The sequence below is a fragment of the Nocardia heshunensis genome, from assembly GCF_054782115.1.
Map to the genome: position 1 here is coordinate 1 of NZ_BAAGTC010000057.1, position 861 is coordinate 861.

Annotated in this window: 1 protein-coding gene; it reads left to right on the forward strand. The window is 67.8% G+C overall.

Going from position 1 to position 861, the window contains the following annotated elements; translation table 11 throughout:
• The coding region (locus ACYVN4_RS45135) for an IS110 family RNA-guided transposase (protein ID WP_460730488.1) at positions 1 to 843 on the forward strand (843 nt) is incomplete at its 5' end.
• Positions 844 to 861 lie beyond the last annotated feature (18 nt).

The following is an 861-nucleotide window of genomic DNA, read 5'->3' on the forward strand; positions in this document are numbered from 1 at the left end:
CGTACTGCCGACGAGTTGATCCTCGAACTGCGCCTGCTCACCGGCCGTCGCACCGATCTGGTCTGCGACCGCACTCGCGCCATCAACCGGTTGCGCCAGCAACTGACCGCGATCTGTCCTGCTCTCGAACGCGCCGCCGATATCACCGGCCATCGCGGCTGGGCGCTGCTGCTGTCGCATTACCAGCGCCCCAAAGCCATTCGCCGTGCCGGTGCCACGCGCCTGGCGAACCTGCTGACCAGGCTGGGACTGCGGGAGCCCACCGCGACCCGCATCGCCGAAGCCACCGTGGCGGCGGCGAAAACGCAGACGACCCGGCTGCCCGGCGAGGACGTCGCTGCCGAGTTGGTCGCCGCGTTGGCAAAGGAGGTGCTGCGCCTCGATGACCAGATTGCCGAACTCGACACTGCCATCGAGGCCCGATTTCGCCACCACCGCCTGGCCGAGGTAATCACCAGTCTCCCGGGCATCGGATTCCGACTCGGTGCCGAATTCCTCGCTGCCGCAGGCGATCCCGGATGGTTCGCTTCCGCCGCACACCTGGCCGCTTACGCCGGACTCGCACCGGTGCCCAACGATTCCGGCAAACGCACCGGCCGCCTGCACCGACCCCAACGCTACAATCGCGCCCTGCGGCGAGTGTTCTACATGTCCGCGCTGACCAGCATCCGCTGCGACCCCACCTCTCGGGCCTTCTACGACCGGAAACGCGCCGAGGGCAAAGGCACCAAAGGCGCGATCATCGCCCTGGCCCGTCGCCGCGTCGATGTCCTGTGGGCGCTGCTGCGCGACAACCGCACCTGGGAGCCCACTAAGCCGACCACAACCGCCCGAGCGGCTTGACAGCATCATTGAGACTCC